Annotated in this window: 16 protein-coding genes and 1 pseudogene; 13 read left to right on the top strand and 4 right to left on the bottom strand. The window is 72.9% G+C overall.

Annotated elements, in window-relative coordinates:
- Positions 1 to 362 precede the first annotated feature (362 nt).
- The 3 genes from rplM (at position 363) to glmM (ending at position 2914) form a co-directional block, all read left to right on the top strand.
- A complete protein-coding gene (gene rplM, locus STRAU_RS38055) occupies positions 363 to 806 on the top strand; it encodes a 50S ribosomal protein L13 (protein WP_016645713.1) in 444 nt (147 codons plus the stop codon).
- Positions 807 to 847: 41 nt separating this feature from the next.
- Positions 848 to 1363, top strand: a complete 516-nt coding sequence (rpsI, locus tag STRAU_RS38050; protein ID WP_016645712.1) for a 30S ribosomal protein S9 — start codon at positions 848 to 850, stop codon at positions 1361 to 1363.
- Positions 1364 to 1555: 192 nt separating this feature from the next.
- A complete protein-coding gene (gene glmM / locus STRAU_RS38045) occupies positions 1556 to 2914 on the top strand; it encodes a phosphoglucosamine mutase (protein WP_016645711.1) in 1359 nt (452 codons plus the stop codon).
- Here the strand turns inward: glmM and STRAU_RS38040 are convergent.
- Together STRAU_RS38040 and coaA are read right to left on the bottom strand one after the other, a co-directional pair.
- Entirely contained in the window at positions 2911 to 3861 is a 951-nt protein-coding gene (locus tag STRAU_RS38040; protein ID WP_016645710.1) for a DUF389 domain-containing protein, read from the bottom strand. The genes glmM and STRAU_RS38040 overlap by 4 nt on opposite strands.
- Positions 3862 to 3911: 50 nt before the next feature.
- Positions 3912 to 4919 carry a type I pantothenate kinase gene (coaA, locus tag STRAU_RS38035; RefSeq protein ID WP_037664648.1) on the bottom strand — a complete coding sequence of 336 codons (1008 nt, stop codon included), beginning with the start codon at positions 4917 to 4919 and terminating at the stop codon, positions 3912 to 3914.
- 108 nt (positions 4920 to 5027) lie between these two features.
- Here coaA and glmS point away from each other — a divergent pair, with 108 nt between their 5' ends.
- The 6 genes and pseudogenes from glmS (at position 5028) to tsaE (ending at position 12195) form a co-directional block, all read left to right on the top strand.
- Positions 5028 to 6902, top strand: a complete 1875-nt coding sequence (gene glmS / locus STRAU_RS38030; protein ID WP_016645708.1) for a glutamine--fructose-6-phosphate transaminase (isomerizing) — start codon at positions 5028 to 5030, stop codon at positions 6900 to 6902.
- Between the two features lie 78 nt (positions 6903 to 6980).
- On the top strand, positions 6981 to 7349 hold the full coding sequence (locus STRAU_RS38025; RefSeq protein ID WP_016645707.1) for a holo-ACP synthase: 369 nt from the start codon (positions 6981 to 6983) through the stop codon (positions 7347 to 7349).
- Positions 7350 to 7370: 21 nt separating this feature from the next.
- Positions 7371 to 8926, top strand: a pseudogene (locus tag STRAU_RS38020) (NAD(P)H-hydrate dehydratase).
- Positions 8927 to 9253: 327 nt separating this feature from the next.
- The gene (alr, locus tag STRAU_RS38015) at positions 9254 to 10408 is read left to right on the top strand and encodes an alanine racemase (RefSeq protein ID WP_037664644.1); all 1155 of its coding nucleotides are present in this window, start codon (positions 9254 to 9256) and stop codon (positions 10406 to 10408) included.
- Between the two features lie 37 nt (positions 10409 to 10445).
- Positions 10446 to 11672 carry an alpha/beta fold hydrolase gene (locus tag STRAU_RS38010; protein ID WP_016645704.1) on the top strand — a complete coding sequence of 409 codons (1227 nt, stop codon included), beginning with the start codon at positions 10446 to 10448 and terminating at the stop codon, positions 11670 to 11672.
- Positions 11673 to 11682: 10 nt separating this feature from the next.
- Positions 11683 to 12195, top strand: coding sequence for a tRNA (adenosine(37)-N6)-threonylcarbamoyltransferase complex ATPase subunit type 1 TsaE (gene tsaE, locus STRAU_RS38005; RefSeq protein WP_037664647.1), 513 nt, complete (start codon positions 11683 to 11685; stop codon positions 12193 to 12195).
- A gap of 395 nt (positions 12196 to 12590) precedes the next feature.
- On the opposite strand, the gene STRAU_RS37995 is transcribed toward tsaE, so the two are convergent.
- Positions 12591 to 13136: a hypothetical protein gene (locus STRAU_RS37995; protein WP_078621751.1), complete on the bottom strand. Its 546-nt coding sequence runs from the start codon at positions 13134 to 13136 to the stop codon at positions 12591 to 12593.
- Between the two features lie 103 nt (positions 13137 to 13239).
- Between STRAU_RS37995 and tsaB the strand changes: the two genes are divergently transcribed.
- From tsaB to STRAU_RS37975, 4 genes are all read left to right on the top strand, one after another.
- A complete protein-coding gene (gene tsaB / locus STRAU_RS37990; protein ID WP_037664639.1) occupies positions 13240 to 13896 on the top strand; it encodes a tRNA (adenosine(37)-N6)-threonylcarbamoyltransferase complex dimerization subunit type 1 TsaB in 657 nt (218 codons plus the stop codon).
- 65 nt (positions 13897 to 13961) lie between these two features.
- Positions 13962 to 14564, top strand: a complete 603-nt coding sequence (gene rimI / locus STRAU_RS37985; RefSeq protein ID WP_052029453.1) for a ribosomal protein S18-alanine N-acetyltransferase — start codon at positions 13962 to 13964, stop codon at positions 14562 to 14564.
- Positions 14557 to 15672, top strand: a complete 1116-nt coding sequence (tsaD, locus tag STRAU_RS37980; protein ID WP_016645698.1) for a tRNA (adenosine(37)-N6)-threonylcarbamoyltransferase complex transferase subunit TsaD — start codon at positions 14557 to 14559, stop codon at positions 15670 to 15672. Before rimI ends, tsaD begins: the two co-directional genes overlap by 8 nt.
- Entirely contained in the window at positions 15669 to 15926 is a 258-nt protein-coding gene (locus tag STRAU_RS37975; protein ID WP_016645697.1) for a hypothetical protein, read from the top strand. Before tsaD ends, STRAU_RS37975 begins: the two co-directional genes overlap by 4 nt.
- Here STRAU_RS37975 and STRAU_RS37970 read toward each other — a convergent pair.
- Positions 15890 to 16548 (bottom strand): hypothetical protein (locus STRAU_RS37970; RefSeq protein WP_037664638.1); only part of this gene is annotated, 659 nt, incomplete at its 5' end. The genes STRAU_RS37975 and STRAU_RS37970 overlap by 37 nt on opposite strands.

The following is a 16548-nucleotide window of genomic DNA, read 5'->3' as shown; positions in this document are numbered from 1 at the left end:
TGGGTGGGTGGGAAAACCCGGCGCGGAGCGGCGGCGAGAAGAGGGGGCGCCCGCCCCGGCGTACGGGGCGTGGCCGAGGCAGGAGACGGCGCCCGCCCGCGAGGGTGGCGGCACCGTTTTGACCCGTACGGGGCACGGCGGGTATTCTGCCTGTTCGTTATGTGTATTGGCTTTCTCATTCTCACGTGAGGGGCCCTTACACCGGCCCACCGGGCCGATGACCAGCGGCAGGACTCGGTTGCGTCACCGAGGTCCGCCAAGGCTGTCGTCCATCGTCCGAGGTGGCCTTGTCAGGACCCTTTCCCGAGGTTCGAGCTGGACCGAGGGAAACCCCACCTCTGAAGAAGCGAAGGCTACGAACCGTGCGTACGTACAGCCCCAAGCCCGGCGATGTGACCCGCCAGTGGCACGTCATCGACGCCCAGGATGTTGTCCTGGGACGCCTGGCGACCACTGCCGCCACCCTCCTGCGGGGCAAGCACAAGCCGATCTACGCGCCCCACGTCGACGCTGGTGACTTCGTCATCATCATCAACGCCGACAAGGTGCACCTGTCCGGCAACAAGCGGACCCAGAAGATGGCCTACCGCCACTCCGGCTACCCGGGCGGCCTCCGCTCGGTGCGCTACGACGAGCTGCTGGAGAAGAACCCCGAGAAGGCCGTCGAGAAGGCCGTCAAGGGCATGCTCCCCAAGAACACCCTGGGCCGTCAGATGCTCTCGAAGCTGAAGGTCTACGCGGGTGACCAGCACCCGCACGGCGCGCAGCAGCCGCAGCCGTTCGAGATCACCCAGGTCGCGCAGTAGTTCCGGCCACCCCCTAAGACGAAGAGAATCTGAGGAGCATCGTGGCCGAGACCACCGCTGAGCAGCCTGTCGACGAGACCGTCGACATCGAGCACTACACCACCGAGTCGGACGCGCCCGTCGAGGGCGAGTACACCTCGGAGTCCAACGCCGCGCGCTTCGGCGACCCGCAGCCGGCCGCCGGCCTGGGCCGTCGCAAGAACGCCATCGCCCGCGTCCGGATCGTCCCGGGCACCGGCAAGTGGAAGATCAACGGGCGCACGCTCGAGGACTACTTCCCGAACAAGGTCCACCAGCAGGAAGTCAACGAGCCCTTCAAGGTGCTCGAGCTGGACGACCGCTACGACGTCGTGGCCCGCATCGCGGGTGGCGGCGTGTCCGGCCAGGCCGGTGCGCTCCGTCTCGGTGTCGCCCGCGCCCTGAACGAGGCCGACGTGGACAACAACCGCGGCGCCCTCAAGAAGGCCGGCTTCCTCAAGCGCGACGACCGTGCGGTCGAGCGCAAGAAGGCCGGTCTCAAGAAGGCCCGCAAGGCCCCGCAGTACAGCAAGCGCTAAACATCGCTGCCTGCTAGTACTTCCCGAACGCCCCGGCGGCACCCTGTGTGCTGTCGGGGCGTTCGTTTATCGGCACCCCATGATCTGGGGTAGAAGTTCGACAGGCTGGGCGGCGGCCGAGGCCGTGCGGTGGAGCCGCTGAGATCACCGCGTCCGCGAGAACCAGCCGACCTCAATGTTCGGAGGACAGCAGTGGGACGACTCTTCGGCACGGACGGTGTGCGCGGTGTCGCCAACGCGGACCTGACGGCCGAGCTCGCGCTCGGTCTCTCGGTCGCCGCGGCGCATGTGCTCGCCGAAGCGGGCACCTTCGAAGGCCATCGCCCTACGGCGGTGGTCGGACGAGATCCGCGGGCGTCCGGGGAGTTCCTTGAGGCCGCCGTCGTCGCGGGCCTCGCCAGCGCGGGCGTGGACGTCCTGCGCGTCGGTGTGCTGCCCACCCCCGCGGTGGCCCATCTCACCGGTGCGCTGGGCGCCGACCTCGGCGTGATGCTCTCCGCCAGCCACAACGCGATGCCCGACAACGGCATCAAGTTCTTCGCCCGCGGCGGCCACAAGCTCGCCGACGAGCTGGAGGACCGCATCGAGTCCGTGTACGACGAGCACCGCACCGGTGCCCCCTGGCAGCGCCCCACGGGTGCGGGCGTCGGCCGCGTGACGACGTACGACGAGGGCTTCGACCAGTACGTCGCGCACCTCATCGGCGTGCTCCCCAACCGTCTCGACGGCCTCAAGGTCGTCCTGGACGAGGCGCACGGCGCGGCCGCCCGGGTCTCGCCGGAGGCGTTCGCGCGGGCCGGCGCGGAGATCATCACGATCGGCGCCAAGCCCGACGGCCTCAACATCAACGACGGCTGCGGCTCCACCCACCTCGGCCTGCTGAAGGCCGCCGTCGTCGAGCACGGCGCCGACCTCGGCATCGCGCACGACGGCGACGCCGACCGCTGCCTGGCCGTGGACCACACCGGCGCCGAGGTCGACGGCGACCAGATCCTCGCCGTGCTCGCCCTCGCGATGCGTGAGCGCGGCGCGCTGCGCCAGGACACCGTTGTCGCGACGGTCATGTCCAACCTGGGCTTCAAGCTCGCCATGGAGCGCGAGGGCCTGTCCCTGGTGCAGACGGGCGTCGGTGACCGGTACGTCCTGGAGTCGATGAAGGAGCACGGCTACGCCCTCGGCGGCGAGCAGTCCGGCCACGTCATCGTCCTGGACCACGCCACCACCGGCGACGGCACCCTCACCGGCCTGCTGCTCGCCGCCCGCGTCGCCGAGACGGGCCGGGGCCTCGCCGAGCTCGCCGCCGTCATGGAGCGGCTGCCGCAGGTCCTCATCAACGTCCCCGACGTCGACAAGTCGCGGGTGAAGACCTCGGCCGAGCTGTCCGCCGCCGTCGCCGACGCCGAGCGCGAGCTGGGCGCCACCGGCCGCGTACTGCTCCGCCCCTCCGGCACCGAGCCGCTGGTGCGGGTCATGGTCGAGGCCGCCGACATCGAGCAGGCCCGCTCGGTCGCCGGGCGCCTCGCCGACGTGGTGAAGTCCGCGCTGGGCTAGGCCAGTTCGCGTTTCCGCACGGTACGTTCGCGCTGCCGCGTCCAGAGCAGCTTCTGGGCGAGCAGCGTGAGCGTACCGGCGAGGACGATGCCGAGCAGGTTCAGGAGCAGCTGCTCGGTGGAGCCCCATGCCTGGTTGTACTTGCCGTAGCTGAAGGCGACCGCGGCGTTCGCCGCCGCCGGCACCGTCGTCACCGAGATCGCGACGCCCACCAGGGCCCCCGATTTCGCGGACGTCAGCGAGAGCGTGCCCGCGGCGCCCGCGAGGACGGCCACGACGAAGGAGAACCAGTCGGGCCGGTAGATGAAGTTGGTGTTGGGGCGCGCGGCGTCCAGGGCCTCGCCGTTGAAGAGGTCGACCGCGTCCATGAAGTAGCTGAAGCCGACGGTCGCCAGCATCGCCACCGCGAAGCCCACGAGCAGCGCGATCAGCGAACGCAGGGCGAGCCGCGGGGCGCGCTGGATCAGCGCCGTGCAGAAGCCCGCGAGGGGACCGAACTCCGGGCCCACCGCCATCGCGCCCACGATCAGGATCGCGTTGTCGAGGACCACACCGCACGCGGCGATCATCGTGGCGAGCGTGATGAAGGCGACGTACGTGACGGAGAGCGTGGACTCCTCGTGCGTGGCGTCCGTCAGGTGCTCCCACAGGACCGCGTCCGCGCCCTCGCCCGGCGCCTCGTCCTCGGCCTTGTCGGCCCGCAGGGACAGCGACAGGTCGATGTTCTCCAGGGCGATCGAGCCGTGCTTGTCGATCTCCAGGGCGCGCAGGCCCTCGATCAGCTCGTCGCCCGCCTCCCGGGCGACATCGCACATGACGATGTCGCCCGAGGGGTTGCGGGCGGCGCCCGAGACGACGGCCAGATGTGTGGTGCCCGGGGTCTTCTCGATCAGGCGCACCACGTCGTCGGTCCTGCCCGCCGGGGTGATCAGGCGCAGATGCAGCATGCCCGCACCTTAACGCGGGCCCGACGGGCCGCCGCGGGCCCGCGGGCCGCTCACAGCTTGCGCAGGCTCAGCCGCTGCACCTTGTGGTCGGGGCCCTTGCGGACGACGAGGGTGGCGCGGCCGCGGGTGGGGGCCACGTTCTCGAGCAGGTTCACCTTGTTGATGGTGCGCCAGGTCGTGCGGGCGTAGTCCAGGGCCTCCTCCTCGGAGACCTGCGTGTACTTGCGGAAGTACGAGGACGGGTTCTGGAAGGCGGTGGCCCGCAGCTTGCGGAAGCGGTTCAGGTACCAGCGCTCGATGTCCTCCGGCCGCGCGTCCACGTACACGCTGAAGTCGAAGTAGTCGGCGAGGCCCACGCGGGTGCGGCCGTCCTTGCCGGGCAGGGCGGGCTGCAGGACGTTCAGGCCCTCGACGATGAGGATGTCCGGGCGGCGGACCGTGAGGCGCTCGCCGGGCACGATGTCGTAGATCAGGTGGGAGTAGACGGGGGCTGTGACCTCGTCCTTTCCGGCCTTGATGTCCGCGACGAAGCGCGTGAGCGCCCTTCTGTCGTACGACTCCGGGAAGCCCTTGCGCGACATCAGGCCGCGGGCCTGCAACTCCTTGGTGGGCAGCAGGAAGCCGTCGGTGGTGACGAGTTCCACGCGCGGGTGCTCGGGCCAGCGGGAGAGCAGGGCCTGGAGGAGGCGGGCTACCGTCGACTTGCCGACGGCCACCGAGCCCGCGACCCCTATGACGAAGGGCGTGCCGGACTGCGCGGCCTTCTCGACGGTGTCGCCGAGGAACGTGTTCAGGGCGCCGCGCAGGCCGTCGGTCGCGCCGACGTACAGGTTGAGCAGGCGGGACAGCGGCAGATAGATGTCGCGGACCTCGTCGAGGTCGATGACGTCGCCGAGGCCGCGCAGCTTCTCGACCTCGGCGGCCGTGAGGGGGAGCGGCGTCTTGTTGCGCAGCGCGCTCCACTCGGATCGGGTGAGGTCGACATAGGGGGTCGCCTCCGGCTTGTGCCGGTGGGCGCCCCGTGGCGCCGCCTTCGCGGGCGCTGAGACCGAAGAGATCACAGTCCATTGTTACGGCTGTTTGAACGGGTGGGCGGGTGGGGTGCGTCACCTTGGGCGCCCGCGTCGTACGCGTCCGGGGTCGCACGGAGACGTACGCTTCCCGCTATGTGCGGAATCGTCGGATACGTCGGCTCGCAGTCGGCGCTCGAAGTGGTGCTGGCCGGGCTGCGACGGCTGGAGTACCGCGGCTACGACTCGGCCGGCGTGGCCGTCCTCGCCGACGGCGGGATCGCCGCGGCCAAGAAGTCCGGCAAGCTCGTCAACCTGGAGAAGGCCCTGGTCGACCAGCCGCTCCCGGCGGGTGCGGCCGGCATCGGGCACACCCGCTGGGCCACCCACGGCGGGCCCACGGACGCCAACGCCCACCCGCACCTCGACAACGCGGGGCGCGTCGCCGTCGTCCACAACGGCATCATCGAGAACTTCGCGGAGCTGCGGGCGGAGCTGGCCGCGCGCGGGCACGTCCTCGGCTCCGAGACGGACACCGAGGTCGTCGCGCATCTGCTCGCCGAGGAGTGCTCCGGCGGCGCGGACCTCGCCGCGGCCATGCGGCTCGTCTGCCGCCGCCTGAACGGGGCGTTCACGCTGGTCGCGGTGCACGCCGACGCGCCGGACGTGGTCGTCGGAGCGCGCCGCGACTCGCCGCTCGTGGTGGGCGTGGGGGAGGGCGAGGCGTTCCTCGCCTCCGACGTGGCCGCGTTCATCGCGCACACCCGCTCGGCCATTGAGCTGGGCCAGGACCAGGTCGTCGAGGTGCGGCGGGACGGTGGCGCCGGAGGCGCGGGAGGCGTGGGGGTGGTGGTGACGGACTTCGACGGGCGGCCCGCCGACGTACGGCACTTCCGCGTCGACTGGGACGCGGCCGCCGCCGAGAAGGGCGGCCACGCCTCCTTCATGCACAAGGAGATCGCCGAGCAGCCGCGCGCCGTCGCGGACACGCTGCTCGGCCGGATCGGCGCGGACGGCGAGCTGCTCCTCGACGAACTGCGCATCCCCGCCGCCGAGCTGCGCGAGGTCGACAAGGTCGTGGTCGTCGCGTGCGGGACCGCGTTCCACGCCGGGCTCATCGCCAAGTACGCCATCGAGCACTGGACGCGGATCCCCTGCGAGGTGGAGCCGGCCAGCGAGTTCCGCCACCGCGATCCGATCCTGGACGCCCGCACCCTGGTCGTCGCCGTCTCGCAGTCCGGCGAGACCATGGACACCCTGATGGCGCTGCGGCACGCCCGTGAGCAGGGCTCCCGCGTCCTCGCCATCTGCAACACCAACGGCTCCACGATCCCGCGCGAGTCGGACGCCGTGCTGTACACGCACGCCGGGCCCGAGGTCGCCGTCGCCTCCACCAAGGCGTTCCTGACGCAGCTCGTGGCCTGCTACCTCGTGGCCCTGTACCTGGGCCAGGTGCGCGGGACCAAGTGGGGCGACGAGATCCAGGGCGTGGTGCGGGACCTGGCCGGCATCGCCGGAGCGGTGGAGCGGGTCCTCGCGGACATGGAGCCCGTGCGCGCGCTCGCCCGGTCCCTGGCCGGGGCCGGGACCGTGCTGTTCCTCGGGCGGCACGTGGGGTACCCCGTCGCCCTGGAGGGTGCGCTGAAGCTCAAGGAACTCGCGTACATGCACGCGGAGGGGTTCGCCGCGGGCGAGTTGAAGCACGGGCCCATCGCGCTGGTCGAGGAGGGGCTGCCGGTGGTTGTGGTGGTTCCCTCGCCTCGCGGGCGGTCCGTCCTCCACGACAAGATCGTCTCCAATATCCAGGAGATCCGGGCCCGCGGCGCCCGCACGATCGTGATCGCGGAGGAGGGCGACGAGACGGTGCTTCCTTGCGCCGATCATGTGGTGTGGGTTCCGGTGACGCCTACGCTGCTTCAGCCGCTGGTGACCACGGTGCCGTTGCAGGTCTTTGCCTGTGAGCTGGCCGTGGCTCGGGGCAACGAGGTGGATCAACCGCGGAATCTGGCCAAGTCGGTGACCGTGGAGTGAGTACTTGGATGTGTTCTTGGATGTGTTCTTGAGTGGGTTCTTGAGGGTGAGTTTGTTCTTGAGTGCGGGAGACAGCTTTTGATCATCGGGGTGGGTATCGACGTGGCCGAGATCGATCGGTTCGCGCTCTCGCTGGAGCGGAGGCCCGGCATGCGCGAACGCATCTTCGTCGAGCGGGAGTTGTTCCTGCCCAGCGGGGAGCGGCGCGGCATCGCCTCCCTCGCCGCTCGGTTCGCCGCCAAGGAGGCCCTCGCCAAGGCGCTCGGCGCGCCCGCGGGGCTGCGCTGGATCGACGCGGAGGTGTACGTCGAGGAGAGCGGGCAGCCCCGCCTGCGGGTCTCGGGGACGGTGGCCGCGCGCGCCGAAGCGCTGGGGGTGCGGGGGTGGCATGTGTCGATGAGCCATGACGCGGGGGTCGCTTCGGCGGTGGTCATCGCGGAGGGGTAGGCGGTGCGCGAGACTGGCGGGATGCGTACTGCGTACTGCGTGGAGAGTGTCCGGGCCGCCGAGCGCGCGCTGATGGCCCGCCTGCCGGAGGGCGCCCTGATGCAGCGGGCCGCCGCCGGGCTCGCTGTGGCCTGCGGGCAGTTGCTCGGGAAGGTGTACGGGGCGCGGGTCGTGCTCCTCGTCGGGAGCGGGGACAACGGGGGTGACGCCCTGTACGCCGGGGCCCGGCTCGCGCGGCGCGGGGCCGGGGTCACCGCCGTGCTGCTTGCCCCGGGGCGGGTGCACGCGGGTGGGCTTGCCGCTTTGCGGGGGGCTGGGGGGCGGGTTGTCGACGCTGTGGTGGGGGGCGGGGATGGCTCCGGCGGTGGAGCTGGCTCCGGCGGTGGAGCCGGTGGTGGGGATGGTTCCGGTGGTGGGGATGCGGGGGCCGGTGGGGGTGATCTTGCGGAGGGTGCGCTTGCCGCCGTGGCGCGGGCTCGGCTCGTCGTCGACGGGGGATCGTCGGCATCGGCGGCAAGGGCGGGCTGCGGCCCCTCGCCGCCCGGCTCGTGCGCGCCGCCGAGGACTCCGGCGCCCTGATCGTCTCCGTCGACCTGCCCAGCGGCGTGGACGCCGACACCGGGCAGGTGCCCGGCGACGCCGTGCGCGCCGACGCGACCGTGACCTTCGGTACGTACAAGCCCGGCCTGCTCGTCGACCCCGCCCGTGAGTACGCCGGGGCCGTGCGGCTCGTCGACATCGGCCTCGGTGGTGAACTCGGTGCGTACGAGCCCGAGTTGGAAGCCCTTCAGTACGCCGACGTGCAGCGGCTGCTGCCCGTGCCCGGCGCCGAGAGCGACAAGTACCGGCGCGGTGTCGTCGGCGTCGTCGCCGGGTCCGCCCGCTACCCGGGCGCCGCCGTGCTCTGCGTCGCCGGCGCGCTGCGCGGGGGCGCCGGCGCCGTCCGGTACGTGGGGCCCGCCGCCGACGCCGTCATCGCCCGCTTCCCGGAGGCCCTCGTCTCCGACGGGCCGCCCGCCAAGGCCGGGCGCGTGCAGGCGTGGGTCGCCGGGCCGGGGCTCGGGGACGACGCGGGGCGGCTGCGTGACGTCGTGGACGCCGACGTGCCCGTGCTCATCGACGCCGACGGGCTGCGGCTCGTCGACCGCGACGCCGTGCGTGCGCGTACCGCGCCGACGCTGCTCACGCCGCACGCCGGGGAGGCGGCCGCGTTGCTCGGGGTGTCCCGGGGCGAGGTCGAGGCCGGGCGGCTCGACGCCGTGCGGGAGTTGGCGGCGCGGTACGGGGCCACGGTGCTGCTCAAGGGGTCCACCACGGTGGTCGCGGAGGCGCGTGGTGGGGGCGCGGTGCGGGTCAATCCGACGGGGACGTCGTGGCTGGCCACCGCCGGGAGCGGGGACGTGCTCTCGGGGCTTGCCGGGTCGTTGCTCGCGGCGGGGCTCGGGGCTCGGGACGCGGGGGCGGTGGGGGCGTTTCTGCACGGGCTCGCGGGGCGGCTGGCGGCCGAGGGGGCGCCCGTGGGGGCGCAGGACGTGGCGGATGCTGTGCCGTTGGCGTGGCGGGACGTGGGGGCGTAGTTCGGGGGTTCTCTTTCTCTGCGGCTCTCCCCTCGGTGGGGGTGCTGCTCGCCTGTTGTTCGGTTGTGGGGCGGGGCCGCGGCGCGTCCCCTCCGGTCCGTTGGCGGCTTCCCTCCGGTGGGGGTTGCGGCCCCTTCGGCCGCGCCCCGGCGGGGCGCGACGTTCCCGGCGCCGGATGCCGCTCCCCACTGTGGGCAGTCGTTCCGCAGGGCGGCTCCCGACCCTTAAAGGCAGCCCAGGGCGACGGTGCGGGTATGTGGGGGGGGAGAGGTGGCGTGGGGACCTTCGGCGGTGGGTGGGCGGGGGGCTCTGAGAGACTTGGGCGCGATGACTGAGACTGTGCTGCCGCGCGTGCGCGCGGAGATCGACCTCGCCGCCCTGCGGGCCAACGTGCGCGCCCTGCGCGCCCGCGCGCCCCACGCGGCCTTCATGGCCGTGGTGAAGGCGGACGGCTACGGCCACGGAATGATCCCGTGCGCCCGCGCCGCCCGGGACGCGGGCGCCACCTGGGTGGGCACCGCCACCCCGGAAGAGGCACTCGCGCTGCGCGCGGCCGGCATCGGCGGCCGCGTGCTGTGCTGGCTCTGGACCCCGGGCGGCCCCTGGCGCGACGCCGTCGAGGCCGACCTGGACGTGACGGTGAGCGGCATGTGGGCCCTGCGCGAGGTCACCGAGGCGGCCCGCGCCGCCGGCCGCACCGCCCGCGTCCAGCTCAAGGCGGACACCGGCCTCGGCCGCAACGGCTGCATGCCCGGCGACTGGCCCCAGTTGGTCCGCGAGGCACTGGGCGCCGAGGCCGCCGGCCTCGTCTCGGTCACCGGGCTGTGGTCCCACTTCGCCTGCGCCGACGAGCCCGGGCACCCGTCCATCCAGGGCCAGCTCGACGTCTTCCGCGAGATGGTGGCGTACGCCGAAGAGCGCGGGATACGCCCCGAGGTGCGGCACATCGCCAACTCCCCGGCCACGCTGACCCGGCCGGACACCCACTTCGACCTCGTCCGCCCCGGCATCGCCATGTACGGCGTCTCGCCGAGCCCCGAGATCGGCACCCCGCAGGACTTCGGCCTGCGCCCCGTCATGACGGTCGCCGCCGCCCTGGCCTCCGTGAAGCACGCCCCGGCGGGACACGGCGTGAGCTACGGCCATCACTACACGACCCCCGGCGCCACCACGCTGGGCCTGGTCCCCGCCGGGTACGGCGACGGCATCCCGCGGCACGCCTCCGGCTCCGGACCCGTCCTCGTGGACGGCAAGTGGCGGACGGCCGCGGGGCGGATCGCCATGGACCAGTTCGTAGTCGACCTCGGCGGTGACGAACCGCCGGCCGGTTCGGAGGCCCTGCTCTTCGGGCCCGGCGACCGCGGTGAGCCGACCGCCGAGGACTGGGCCCGCGCGGCCGACACCATCGCGTACGAGATCGTGACCCGCATCGGTTCCCGTGTTCCGCGCGTCTATGTGAACGAGGGCTCGGCCGGCGACTGAGGCCGGGCGGAACGACGACCAGCAGAGGAGCGGGCACGTGGGCGAGGGCAGCACGGGGGCGGCCGCCGTGGGGGCGGTGGCGGAGGCCGCCGGGTCGGCGGGCACGACCTGGCGGCGCGCCGGGCTCGCGGGCGCCGCCATAGGGGTCGTCGCCGCGGGCGCCGCCGCGGGCGTCGCCATAGAGCGGATGACCGTCGGGCGCGGCATGCGCAAGAAGGCCCGCCTCGCCCTCGACGCCTCGGGCCCCTACGGCTCGCTGCGCGGCATGCCCGGCAAGGCGTACGCGGACGACGGCACCGAGTTGGCGTACGAAGTGGAGGAGGTGGAGCCGGGCGAGGGTGAGGGCGCTCAGGCTCCGCGCAGGCGGCGGCTCTTCGGGCGCAAGGCCCCCGCTCCGGTCACCGTCGTCTTCAGTCATGGCTACTGCCTCGGTCAGGACTCCTGGCACTTCCAGCGGGCCGCGCTGCGGGGCGTGGTGCGGTCCGTCTTCTGGGACCAGCGCAGCCACGGCCGCTCCGGTCGCGGTGTGGGGCAGCTACAGGACGGCAAGCCCGTCTCCATCGACCAGCTCGGCCGCGATCTGAAGGCCGTCATCGACGCCGCCGCGCCCGAGGGGCCGCTGGTGCTCGTCGGCCACTCCATGGGCGGGATGACGACCATGGCCCTCGCCGATCAGTTCCCCGAGCTGATCCGTGAGCGGGTCGTGGGTGTCGTGCTTGTGGGGACGTCCTCCGGCAAGCTCGGGGAAGTCAGCTTCGGGCTTCCGGTCGCCGGCGTGAACGCCGTCCGGCGTGTCCTGCCCGGCGTGCTGAAGGCGCTCGGTTCGCAGGCCGCCCTGGTGGAGAAGGGGCGGCGGGCCACCGCCGACCTGTTCGCGGGCATCATCAAGCGCTACTCGTTCGCCTCCAAGGACGTCGACCCGGCGATCGCCCGGTTCGCCGAGCGGCTGATCGAGTCCACGCCCATCGATGTCGTCGCGGAGTTCTACCCCGCCTTCGCCGAGCACGACAAGGCCGAGGCCCTCGTGCACTTCGCCGGGCTGCCTGTGCTGGTCCTCGCGGGGGACAAGGACCTCGTCACCCCCAGTGAGCACAGTGAGGCCATCGCGGATCTGCTTCCCGACGCCGAGCTCGTGCTCGTCCCCGACGCCGGGCACCTGGTCATGCTGGAGCACCCGGAGGTCGTGACCGACCGCATCGCGGACCTGCTGGTGCGTGCGGGCGCCATGCCGGAGACGGACGGAGCGCGCACGCAGAGCGGCTAACGTGGCCGTCATGGAAGCACCGCACAACCCGGCCCCCGCCACCACCCTCAAGATCACCGTCAACTCGCCGGAACAGATGGGCGAGTTGGGCCGCCGCCTCGCCAAGATCCTGCGCCCCGGAGACCTCGTCATGCTCACCGGCGAGCTCGGCGCGGGCAAGACGACGCTGACCCGCGGCCTCGGCGAGGGCCTCGGCGTACGCGGCGCCGTCACCTCGCCGACCTTCGTCATCGCCCGCGTGCACCCGTCCCTCGGCGACGGTCCGCCCCTGGTGCACGTGGACGCGTACCGCCTGGGCGGCGGGCTCGACGAGATGGAGGACCTGGACCTCGACGTGTCCCTGCCGGACTCCGTGATCGTCGTCGAGTGGGGCGACGGCAAGGTCGAGGACCTCTCCGACGACCGTCTGCACGTCGTCATCCACCGTGCCGTCGGAGATACCACGGACGAGGTACGCGAAGTGACGCTGCGCGGGCTCGGCGAGCGCTGGGCGGCGGCGGACCTGACGGTCCTGTCGGCGTGAGAGCGGCCAGGGCCGACGGGTTCTCGTCGGTTCGCCCGAACTTTCCGACAAGCCGTCGGCAAGATGTTGCGCGGCAAGCGTCGCCCGTGGTCACATGGATACCAGGTCCTGGTTAGGTCTGCCTAACCACGTCTGCTCGCGGAGCCCCGGGAGGCGTCCATGCCGGCTTCAGAACGTGATGCGCAGTCTCAGCCGCACGGGCTTTCGGCGCGGCCGGGGCAGTCGTCCCTCTCGTCCGGCTGCTCGATGAGCGACCTGCTGGCGTCCTGCGCCGCCGCGAGCGCGGTCTCCACGCCGCCCGCGGCGCCGGAGCACCCCGCCGCCGCGCCGGCCGAGGAGCGGCGGCGCGACGCCGCGTAGGCGGGACGGCCGGGGCCCGGTGGGCGGCCCGGGCCCTACTTGACGACGACGACCTTCGTGTCCATCAGGGCGAAGTCCCACATCGCGTTGCCGTCGGCGCGGGACGAGCGGATGCCGCCCGTCTTCTTCGCCGGGTCCGGCTTCTGCGTCGAGCCGTTGAGCGCCGCGCTGAACCCGACCGCTATGCCGTCGACGTTCGTGAACCGCACGACGTGCTCGATCTGCACCCCGTCCGACCCTATGACCTGCCCCGTGCGCGAGGACACGGCGTACGACCCGGTCGCCGGGTCGACCGTGCTCGGCGTCACCTCGTACGTCCGCTTCACCTTGCCGGAGTCGCCGACCAGCCACACCCGGTCGCCGCCCAGGGAGTACACGACGCGCTTGCCCTGGCCGGACGCGGCCGGCAGCTTCAGCGGGTCCTTGTCCTTGGGGGAGCTCGAAGGGCCTGACGAGGACTTGTCCGGGCGGGCGTTGAGGTCGGCCGGGGCGTTCGCGGACGCCTGGTAGGCGAGGAAGCCGACCACGGCGAGCGCCGCCGCGGTGAGCCCGGCCACGAATCCCGAGCTGCTCCTGGACACTGCGCCACCTCTCCCAACGTACGGCTATGGGGTGACGGTAGCAGCAGGCGTGCCCCTGCCCGGGTCGGCCGTGCGCCGGGCGCCGGAGCCGTAGGCTGTTTGCGTGCTCTTGCTCGCTCTGGATACCGCCACCCCCGCTGTGACCGTCGCCCTGCACGACGGCACGTCCGTCATCGCCGAATCGAGCCAGGTCGACGCCCGGCGCCACGGTGAGCTGCTGCTCCCGGCCGTGCACCGCGTCCTCGCCGACGCGGGCCTGAGACTCGACGCGGTCACGGCCGTCGTCGCCGGCGTCGGCCCCGGTCCGTACACCGGACTGCGCGTCGGCCTGATGACCGCCGACACCTTCGGCCTGGCCCTCGGCGTCCCGGTGCACGGCGTGTGCACGCTGGACGGGCTCGCGTACGCGTCGGGCATCGAGGACGGGCCGTTCGTCGTGGCGACGGACGCGCGCCGCAAGGAGGTCTACTGGGCGCGGTACGAGGACGCGCGGACACGGGTGGGCGGTCCCGCCGTGGACCGGCCCGCGGACATCGCCGAGGAGGTCGCGGGCCTTCCGGCCGTCGGCGCGGGCGCCGCACTCTACCCGGACGCGTTCGCGGACGTCCGCGGCCCCGAGCACGTCACGGCCGCCGCGCTCGCCTCGCTGGCCGCGGAGAAGCTGGCCGCGGGCGAGGAACTCCTCGAACCCCGCCCGCTGTACCTGCGCCGGCCGGACGCGCAGGTGCCCAAGAACTACAAGGTGGTCACGCCCCAGTGACCACCGTGCCCCCCGAGCCCTCCGTGCCTCCCGAGACACAGCCCCACGCCGCCGAGCTGCGCGAGATGCGCTGGTGGGACATCGACCCCGTGCTCGCCCTGGAGAAGGAGCTCTTCCCGGACGACGCCTGGTCGCGCGGCATGTTCTGGTCCGAGCTGGCGCACGCGCGCGGGCCCGGCTCCACGCGCCGCTATCTGGTGGCGTACGAAGGCGACCGCCTCGTCGGCTACGGCGGGCTCGCCGTGGCGGGCACGGACTCCGACGGCGGCGCGGCCGTGGCCGCCGACGTGCAGACCATCGCGGTCGCCCGCGACCACTGGGGCACCGGCCTCGGCGCCCGGCTGCTCACGGAGCTGCTGCGGCACGCCACGGCCTTCGAGGCCACCGAGGTGATGCTCGAGGTCCGCGTGGACAACGAACGGGCCCAGAAGCTGTACGAGCGCTTCGGCTTCGAGCCGATCGGCTTCCGCCGCGGCTACTACCAGCCCGGCAATGTGGACGCGCTGGTGATGCGCCTGTCCGACCCCTCCGCCGTCCCGGCCCACTCCGTGAACGGCACCCCCGACTCCGCCCCCGACCCCGCGGCCGACGGCTCGTCCGGCGGCCCCACCGACGGCCGGGCCCCTGGCCCGCTGAACGGCGTACAAGGAACCGAGATCCATGGCTGACTCCCGTGACGAGCCCCTCGTCCTCGGCATCGAGACCTCCTGCGACGAGACGGGCGTCGGCGTCGTCCGCGGCACGACGCTGCTCGCGGACGCGGTCGCGTCCAGCGTCGACGAGCACGCGCGCTTCGGCGGCGTGGTGCCGGAGGTGGCGTCCCGCGCCCACCTGGAGGCGATGGTCCCCACCATCCAGCGCGCCCTGAAGGACGCGGGGGTGAGCGCGAAGGACCTCGACGGCATCGCCGTCACCGCGGGCCCCGGCCTCGCCGGCGCGCTGCTCGTCGGCGTCTCGGCGGCGAAGGCGTACGCGTACGCGCTCGGCAAGCCGCTGTACGGCGTGAACCACCTGGCGTCGCACATCTGCGTGGACCAGCTGGAGCACGGGTCGCTGCCGGAGCCGACGATGGCCCTGCTGGTGTCCGGCGGCCACTCCTCGCTGCTGTTGTCCACCGACATCACCTCGGACGTACGTCCCCTGGGGTCGACGATCGACGACGCGGCGGGGGAGGCGTTCGACAAGATCGCCCGCGTGCTGAACCTGGGCTTCCCCGGCGGCCCGGTCATCGACCGCTACGCGCGCGAGGGCGACCCGGAGGCCATCGCCTTCCCGCGCGGTCTGACGGGTCCGCGCGACGCGGCGTACGACTTCTCCTTCTCCGGGCTCAAGACATCGGTGGCGCGCTGGATCGAGGCGAAGCGGGCCGCGGGCGAGGACGTTCCGGTGCGGGACGTGGCGGCCTCGTTCCAGGAGGCCGTCGTGGACGTGCTGACCCGCAAGGCGGTGCGGGCCTGCAAGGACGAGGGCGTGGAGCACCTGATGATCGGTGGCGGCGTGGCCGCGAACACGCGGCTGCGGGCGCTGGCGCAGGAGCGGTGCGAGAAGGCCGGGATCCGGCTGCGCGTGCCCCGGCCCAAGCTGTGCACGGACAACGGCGCGATGGTGGCCGCGCTCGGCGCGGAGATGGTGGCCCGCAACCGGGCGGCGTCGGACCTGGGGCTCTCGGCGGACTCGTCGCTGCCGGTGACGGAGCCGCATGTGCCGGGGGCGCACGCGCACGCCCACGATCACGACCACGTGCACGAGGTCAGCAAGGACAACCTCTACTCATGAGCGTCGCGTTGATGTGGGAGGCCCGGGCCGTCGACGGCCGGGGGCCCGAGCTGCTCGCGTGGGCGCGGGCCCAGACGTTGGCGCCCGCGCCCTCGCGCCGGGAGACCTTCCAGGCCCCGCAGGACCGGGTCCTCGTGATCACGTGGTGGGACGCGGCCTACGACGCGGACCTGCCCGAACTGGCGGATCCGCCGGGTGAGTTGGTGTCCCGGTCACCTCACCGGTGGCGGTTCCAGTCGCTGGGTGAGGGCTGAGCTCCGTACGGGGCCGGGGCCCGCCGGTCCGCCTGCGTCGCGAGGAGCGCGATCACGACCACGATCTGGAGCGGGATCGTGGCGAACGGCGTCAGGATGCTGAGCGTCCCGACCGTCGAGTCCCAGTAGTGGTCGAATCCGTCGTCGAAGGCCGGGACCAGGGCGCGCACGTCGAAGTAGGTCGAGGCGAACGCCAGCGCGAGCGCGGCGCCGCGTGCCGCCGGGCGCCCGGCGAGCAGCAGGACGCCGACGAGCAGCGGCGCGACCACCATGACCAGGGTGTAGAAGGTGTGCGGGAGCGGGAGGCCCTTCGAGGCGTCGACTGCGGCCCGGAAGAACTCGCTCGCGCCGTCGCCGGGCGTAGCCCCCATGAAGTAGACGTCGTCCTGGGTGAGGATGTAGATCAGCCAGCCCAGCGCGATCGCGCCGCACAGCAGCAGCGCGACGCCTGCCGCCACGAAGCCCGGCCCTGCCGCCACGAAGCCCGGCCGGACCCGGCGTCCGGTGACGGGCCGCGGGCCGTAGGGGACGCCGTACGGGGCGTACGCGGGCGGCGGCGGGGCATCCGCGTACGGGTACGGCGGGGCGTCCGCGTACGGCGGGGCGGCTTGGGGCGGCGGGG

This window comes from Streptomyces aurantiacus JA 4570 (assembly GCF_000414115.1).
Lineage (GTDB): Bacteria > Actinomycetota > Actinomycetes > Streptomycetales > Streptomycetaceae > Streptomyces > Streptomyces aurantiacus_A.
Note: the sequence above shows the minus strand (reverse complement) of the source record. Positions and strands in the feature narration are given on the sequence as shown.